The organism is Brevibacillus jepli, assembly GCF_047229145.1.
In the GTDB taxonomy this organism is placed as follows: domain Bacteria; phylum Bacillota; class Bacilli; order Brevibacillales; family Brevibacillaceae; genus Brevibacillus.
The window spans coordinates 1-4219 of sequence record NZ_JBFEFW010000069.1 but is presented as its reverse complement, the minus strand read 5'-3'; the positions used below and the strand labels follow the sequence as shown (position 1 = coordinate 4219).

Genomic DNA, 4219 nt, shown 5'->3' with positions numbered 1-4219 from the left:
TTGTCTCCCACCTCGTCCTCGTTTTCCTCACTATACGTTCTTTAGAGGGGTACGACAACTATTCTGACACAGGGGGACCTGGAATGGACAGATAGAAGGTTTGCAGTCTTATTTGCTGGTACCCATCTCCCGCCTCGTTCCCTTAGCGATTTATAGGCAGCATAGTTTAGACGATTTGCAAACTTAGCTAGTTCCACGTGGACCCAAGTACACATATCGTAGTATTGGATAATACCCCTAATCTTAGAATTAATCTTGTTGACTTCATGTATAGTGTGTTCAATTTCACTACTATACCCGTATCGTATTTTTCTGATTAGCTGGTGTATTTCCTTTACCTTGGGTTGGAGTCTTTCGAGGTTAGGTCTGGTACGAGTAATAGTGCCTTTTCTAGCACTTTTCCTCTTAATCGCTTTAAAGTCGACGCCGACGAATTTGATAGGTTTCGAGCACACGTTGGTAATTAGAGTTTTATCCCTTGATAACGTGAGCTTGAGTTTATCGCCTAGAAATTTATCGATCCTATCCTTCCATTTGACAGCGTTTTTCTTACTGTTAGTGATTAGTACCCAGTCATCGGCATATCTAACGAGAAAGGCTGGTTTGAGGATACCATCATCTCTCAGAGCTCTCAGTCTTGAATTCTGTTGAGAGTAGTGATGTCTGGTCTCCTTCTCTTCCCATTCCCTGATAATCCATTGATCGAAGGTGTCCAAATATGCATTAGCGAGGAGTGGGCTGATAATTCCACCTTGGGGTGTGCCAACGTCATTGGATTGACACTCATGCATTACCCCTGCTTTTAGCATGGCCTTTATGATCATCAGCACCCTTCGGTCTTTGATTCCCATGTGCCATAGTTTCTTTATCAACACAGAGTGATCAACGTTATCAAAGAATTTGCTAATATCACCTTCGACGACCCAATGGTATCCCGTGTCGTGTACAAGATTTGTAATTCTCGCGATAGCCATAGAAGCGTCTCTGTACTTCCTGAACCCATATGAGTGTGCGAAGAACTGTGCCTCTAAAATCGGCTCAATAACCAATCTTACACATTCCTGAATTACCCTATCGACTATAGTTGGTATCCCTAAAGGTCGCTTTTCCGTTTTTCCCGGTTTATCAATGTATTGTCTTTTGACTGGTTTCGGGCAGTAGCGTTTTAGTGATTCTCTAACTAGTTCGATGATATGAGGGTAATCATGCTGTAAGATGTTCTCCTGCATCATTTCGCCGTCGCTTCCTGGTGTGTTACTCCCACGGTTAGCTTTCAGGGTATGGATAGCCTTCGTTATGACCACTTCTGACTGAATAATCTCGAGGAGACCTTTGAAAGAGGGGGATTGCTTTCTCTCTTTAGCTTCCTTTGATTTCCTATACATTTCATCTAACAGTTCTCTTAGCGATTTGTCAGTTAGGTTCGGGTAGTCGAATTCTTGATCCATCGGCATCACCTCCTTTAATGAGGGATTGCCATATGGCTTTAGTCAGGTATGCTCAACGGCTTCCTCGACAAGCTAGCAACTTATCGACTTGTTTATCATAGGACTATGCCCCTTCGCTCCGCAGACGTTACTCTGCTTCAACACTACTACGGGCTGCTGCCCTCCAGATTCGACAGTCATTTCCTACTGTCTAGTGGTATCTGCCCTTTACCCGCATTGACACCCACTTCTGAAGTTCCACTGTTCCTTATACCTTAGCTTTACATGACACCTTAGCTCTCCTCTTTGACCCGCCGACCATCCTTTTGCCCGTGGTTGAAGGACGCAGGACACTGTACCTTTCGGGGGTTCAGTGAAGTAAATGCAAGCAACAATACATTTACCTCGATCGGACCCACTTAATGTGGGCGTGAGACTTCGTATTCATCTCACTGGTTTTTACGAGCCGTACAAACGAGGATTCCTGGTAAGTAAGCATAGTGTCTTTATAGCCCCCCGACTACTTCGCTAGCATCACAGCATCGCTTTTCGCCGATCTTCACCGAGCTTCATACCCCTGTACGGTAAAAGTTACAGAAGCATGTCGGAGTCTTAGGGTAAGATTGTCAACCTTCAATCCTAAGCAGGTACTTCCCCTGCCAATTTAGGTATAAAGTTAGGACATTTACATGTGTCCCCTCGTTTTTGTTGTCTATTACTAGACAGGTTGTACGAGAACGGTGCGCACATTGCTTAAACCTGGTGTGCAAGAAAAAGGGATATTGAGGATTTCGGCTGCGATATCACCTTTGAGCGGGCCTTCTGTAATGCCGACGCGTTTGACACCTACGGGCGATATCTTCTTTTTCAGAAATGATGTGGGTACGGCGATATGATAACTTGCTTTAACACCTGCTCCCTTTGGGAGGTCTGGCGAAGCAAGCCACAAATACTTGTTAAGCGGTTTAACTTTCACCGTGCCAATCTGCTTTCCGTTGGACGAAACAGGAATGTTCGTCGGCTCTGTAATGGTAACCTTATTGAAAGGTTTACCATCCCAATTGAGGGTGAGAACCATCGTTTGATAATCCAGATGGGCCGTTAGCAATTTGTGTTCTTGATTCTTCTCATCAACGCACGTGACTTTCCATCTGGGTTTGTCTACGCGGTGTTGAAAGCCGGTGATTTCCATCTTTTCGTTACGCACCGGGATCAGAAACCCTCCGGATCCCTTCATAGTCCAATATGTTTGGTCTTTTTGTTTGGATGTAGCCTCATAAAAGCCAGGAATCCCTTCTAACGTAGGCAACTCCTTTGCTATTGCAGCAGCGACACGAGAAGGCTTCTCGGGGAAACTACGGTACCCTTTTGCAAGGATCGTCTCTGTAGGCAGCTGACGCACCGAGCGGAGATGCTCCAAATGCTCTGGTGATAAATTCGTATGCTTAAGCAGGAGCTGGTTTGCTTTCTTAATCAAACTTATATCTTTCTCCGGCTCTTTTGTAACGATCGGTCGCTGGGGAGTCCTTGGTGTACGAGATGAAGGCTGTGCATGAATAACTTCGGCCCCATTATCGTAAACGATAGGTTCATTCATAATTCCACAAATCAATTCAATTGCGGGTACATATTTGGTAGAGTCACCTTTAAAATGTGGCCCCCATTGATACTGAATCATAAAATCAATGGAACCCTTCCCTCCGACACCACAACCGTGGCACTTGAAGAAGTTTCCGCGGGTATTGATATTAAAGGAAGGGGTCGACTCGGTATGAAATGGGCAAATGATCTGAATGTTACTTCCAGTCTTCCTTGGTACCATTAGTATCCTTTCGATGAGATCTAGGATAGGAAGGTACTTTGCATAATTTACGGTTTCATCACTGATTCTTTTCTTAGTCGCTTGCATGGTAAACCCTCCAATTGTAGGTTAAGCAACCGAGCATCCGTACTTCTGCTCATCTAATGGTGGAAAAGCAGTAACCACGGTATACGCATTGCTCGTTTGACCAATAATAATCACAATTTGTTGATCGGATGAGTCTCTGCCAAGGATGACGCCTTTACCAGTATCATGTCTCACGATCTGATTAGATTCATCAGACCAGCCGATGCATTTACCGGTAATGAGGCAGCTGACAATATCCCGCTTGGAATAATAACGACCTTGCTCGTAAAAGTGATCCGAGAGTACAATCGGTTTTTCTGACCCGGGAGCGAGCGAAGTCAAGACATTGCTTAGCCACTCGTTTCGCTTCCGATTCCAATCTCTTGCATTCATAGCTAGTCCTCCTTTGGTTTTTTGACAACGCAAAAAGCCCGCAGGGAAGGTAGGGTTAGAATACAAACAACCTACCAGCCTACGGGCTGAATCAACATAACCAGATATTCCTGGGGTACAGAACCTTGAAGAGGTTCATCAAAAAAATAATAGTGAAGTGAATTACACTCCTCTATTATACCAAGTATGCAGAGCGATTGGAACACTTATCCAACGACCTTTTTTCATACAGCCGTACTAAAACTGATACTCCGTACTCCGAAACAATGCTGAAGAAAATAAAAAAGGACCAGATTAATTCTGGCCCTTGCGTTCACACCTTCAAAACTGGATCTGCATGATGTTTGCCAAGAGTGTGTGGATAAGTCCTCGACCGATTAGTATTCGTCAGCTCCACGTGTTACCACGCTTCCACACCGAACCTATCAACCTCGTCGTCTATGAGGGGTCTTACCAGCTTACGCTGTGGGAAGTCTCATCTTGGAGGGGGCTTCACGCTTAGATGCTTTCA

General features: G+C 44.7%; 3 protein-coding genes and 1 rRNA gene. All 4 read right to left on the bottom strand.

Annotated features, from left to right (window positions below; all coding sequences use genetic code 11):
* Positions 1 to 41: 41 nt before the first annotated feature.
* Complete coding sequence (gene ltrA, locus AB1L17_RS31170; RefSeq protein ID WP_412848806.1) at positions 42 to 1448, bottom strand: group II intron reverse transcriptase/maturase; 1407 nt, start codon at positions 1446 to 1448, stop codon at positions 42 to 44.
* Between the two features lie 697 nt (positions 1449 to 2145).
* Positions 2146 to 3336: a CHC2 zinc finger domain-containing protein gene (locus tag AB1L17_RS31165; RefSeq protein WP_412848807.1), complete on the bottom strand. Its 1191-nt coding sequence runs from the start codon at positions 3334 to 3336 to the stop codon at positions 2146 to 2148.
* Positions 3337 to 3357: 21 nt separating this feature from the next.
* Positions 3358 to 3708 (bottom strand): hypothetical protein, encoded by a 351-nt coding sequence (locus AB1L17_RS31160; protein ID WP_412848808.1) that lies wholly within the window; start codon positions 3706 to 3708, stop codon positions 3358 to 3360.
* A gap of 357 nt (positions 3709 to 4065) precedes the next feature.
* A 23S ribosomal RNA gene (locus AB1L17_RS31155) occupies positions 4066 to 4219 on the bottom strand; the annotation flags it as partial.